3 protein-coding genes, 1 tRNA gene and 1 pseudogene are annotated in these 2,794 nt (G+C 65.0%); 2 read left to right on the forward strand and 3 right to left on the reverse strand.

Annotated features, from left to right (window positions below):
• A pseudogene (locus tag EN781_RS30175) lies at positions 1 to 578 on the forward strand (Dyp-type peroxidase domain-containing protein); the annotation flags it as partial.
• Between the two features lie 29 nt (positions 579 to 607).
• Here EN781_RS30175 and EN781_RS30180 read toward each other — a convergent pair.
• From EN781_RS30180 to EN781_RS30190, 3 genes are all read right to left on the reverse strand, one after another.
• The gene (locus EN781_RS30180; protein ID WP_126054524.1) at positions 608 to 1,294 is read right to left on the reverse strand and encodes a Crp/Fnr family transcriptional regulator; all 687 of its coding nucleotides are present in this window, start codon (positions 1,292 to 1,294) and stop codon (positions 608 to 610) included.
• Between the two features lie 163 nt (positions 1,295 to 1,457).
• Positions 1,458 to 1,532, reverse strand: a tRNA-Val gene (locus EN781_RS30185).
• A 130-nt stretch (positions 1,533 to 1,662) separates the two neighbouring features.
• Complete coding sequence (locus tag EN781_RS30190; RefSeq protein ID WP_126054525.1) at positions 1,663 to 2,343, reverse strand: phosphoglycolate phosphatase; 681 nt, start codon at positions 2,341 to 2,343, stop codon at positions 1,663 to 1,665.
• A 172-nt stretch (positions 2,344 to 2,515) separates the two neighbouring features.
• Here EN781_RS30190 and EN781_RS30195 point away from each other — a divergent pair.
• A partial coding sequence (locus EN781_RS30195; RefSeq protein WP_189347939.1) for a ribose-5-phosphate isomerase A occupies positions 2,516 to 2,794 on the forward strand: 279 nt, incomplete at its 3' end.

The raw sequence follows: 2,794 nt of genomic DNA on the forward strand, positions 1-2,794 counted from the left end.
CCGGCAATCCGGCGATCACGCCGCGCTGGGTGGCCGCCAAGATGCTCGGCCGGTGGCCGGACGGCAGTTCGCTGGTGCGCAACCCAGACGGCCGCCCCGGACGCGGCGTCGACAATGATTTCACCCTCGGCGTCGAGGACCCGCAGGGGCATCGTTGCCCGCTTGGCGCTCACATACGCCGCTCCAATCCGCGCGACTCGCTTGGCGAAGACCGCGAGACGCAGATCCAGATCGGCAAGCGCCACCGCATCATCCGCGTCGGCCGTTCCTACCAGAAGCAGGACCGGAAGGGCGCGAAGGTCGAGAAGGGCCTGCTCTTCATGTGCCTCAACGCCGACATCGAGCGCCAGTACGAATTCATGCAGCAGACCTGGGTCTCATCGACCTCGTTCCAGGGGCTGGTCGGTGAAAAGGATCCGACGATCGGTTCGCGCACCGACGATGGCAGGTTCACCATCCCGTCCTGGGAAGGCGTCACGGTCCTGAAGGGAATACCGCAATTCGTCACCACGCGGGGAGGTGGCTATTTCTTCATGCCGAGCAAATCCGCGCTGCGCTATCTGATCTCGCGGCTCTGATTCGGGTGACGCATCGCCGAATGACGCCCTCAGTCGTCGTCCTGCGATTCGGCAATGGTAGCGAGCGCCCTGGCGTCGGTTATGCGCAGGCCACCTCGCTTGATCTCGATGATCCGGCGGCTGCGCCAGTCGTTCAGCGTCTTGTTGACCGACTCGCGCGTCGCGCCGAGGAACTCGCCCAGCTCCGATTGCGATATCGGTATCCAGCCGGCCCCATCAGCCATGACCCCGCCCAGGAACACCAGACGTTTCGCCAGCCGGGCCTCGATGCCGAAGAAGGCCTGGTCGCCAAGCTCGCCGCTGACCCAGCGCAGCCGTGCGCACAGCAAGTCGATCATGGCGCGCGCCAGCGACGGGTTTTTCTCAATACGGTCAAAGAGTTGCGTGCGGCTGAGCGAGACCAGCTCGCAAGCCGTGAGGCAGATGGCGGTTGCCGTGCGCGGGCGCCCGTCGAGCGCGCCGATCTCGCCGACCAGGCTACGCGACAGCTCGATATTGGCCACCAGCTTCTGGCCGCCCGGCGAGTAGATCGAGATTTCCACCGAGCCGCTCATCACGCCGTAGATGCGATCGGCGGAATCCTCCTGGACGAACAGATGCTGGCCGGCCGCATAGCGCTCGACCTTGCAACCGCTGAACAGAAGATCGAACTGACCTGGATCGATCCGCGCAAGGCGCGGCAGGTCGTTCCTGTCGTTCGCGCTGGCGAAAGCCATGTTGATGTCCCGATTGCCACCCTCGCTGAAGTTTACGGCAACAGAGGACGGCGTCAAAGCCCCAGCATTCAACCGTGCCACGATGAGTATGAGGCTTCACCAATTTGAGAGAGAAAAGATCCTGCCTGGATCATGCGGATCGCAATTTGAGGCGGCAGGGGAATGGTGGGCGATGCAGGGATTGAACCTGCGACCCCACCCGTGTGAAGGGTGTGCTCTCCCGCTGAGCTAATCGCCCGCTCGTTGCCCGAAGGCCAAGCGAGCCGCGATATAAGGGAGGCAGGCTGCCGAAGTCAAGGCGATGTGACGCTCATGCTGCAAGGATCGTATTTGCGGGATCGGCGGGCTGGTACGGCCCCCCTTTTTGCTCAGCGCGCGGCGTCGATCAGCCGCTCGGCCAGGCCGAGGGTGAGCGCATCGAAATGCGAGATCACGGCCGACGGCTCGAATTCCCTGACATGGCGATCGGTATAGCCGAAATCGACCGCCACCACCGGAATGCCGGCGGCCTTGGCGGTGTCGATATCGGTCTGCGAATCGCCAACCATCAGCGCGCGCTGCGGATCGCCGCCGGCCAGCCTGATGGTTTCAGTGAGATGGCGCGGGTCGGGTTTGCGGAAGGCAAACGTATCTTGGCCGGCGATCGCGGCGAAATACCGCGCCAGACCGAGCGCGTCGATCAGCGCCACCGAGTTCGCCTCGTATTTGTTGGTGCAGACCGCGAGCAGGAAGTCGGCGTCCTTGAAGCGGTCGAGCGCTTCGACGACGCCGGGGTAGGGGCGCGACTTGCCGGGAATGTTGAGCGTGTAGTGGTCGAGGAACAGTCTTAGCAGCCGATCGTGCTCCTCCGCCGCCAGCGCCCGCTGCTGCGCGGCATGCGCCCGCTCGATCATCACCCGCCCGCCATGGCCGACGAAGCGCCTGAAACCTGCCTCGTCGACCGCCGCGAGTTCGCTGGCGGCGAGGCTGTGGTTCAGGCTGTCGAGCAGATCCGGCGCCGTGTCGACGAGCGTCCCGTCGAGGTCGAACACGATGATCGGTCTGGTCATGGGCGGTCCTGTGCGGTTGCGTCGCCCGTGGCGATAACCCCTGTGCCCCGATCAGGCAAGCCAGCTTGGCCAATCCACCGGCTTTGAGCACAAGCAGAGCGCGGCCTTTGACCGGGCGGGCAAAAATGCTAGGAGCGCCCAGATCAGCCTTTCCCGGGGACGACGTGCAATCATGGATGCGAGGCAACTGAAGGTCGAAGCCGCGCGGGCCGCCCTTGGCCATGTCACCGACGGCATGCGGCTTGGCATCGGCACCGGCTCGACGGCCGAGGAGTTCGTGCGCCTGCTCGCCGAGAAGGTCGCCACCGGGCTATGCGTCATCGGCGTGCCGACCTCGGAGCGCACCGCAGCACTTTGCCGCGAGCTCGGCGTGCCGCTGTCGACGCTCGAAGAGACGCCGGAGCTCGACCTCACTGTCGATGGCGCCGACGAGGTCGACCCGGCCCTCACG

Source organism: Mesorhizobium sp. M4A.F.Ca.ET.090.04.2.1, assembly GCF_003999085.1.
Taxonomy (GTDB): Bacteria; Pseudomonadota; Alphaproteobacteria; order Rhizobiales; family Rhizobiaceae; genus Mesorhizobium.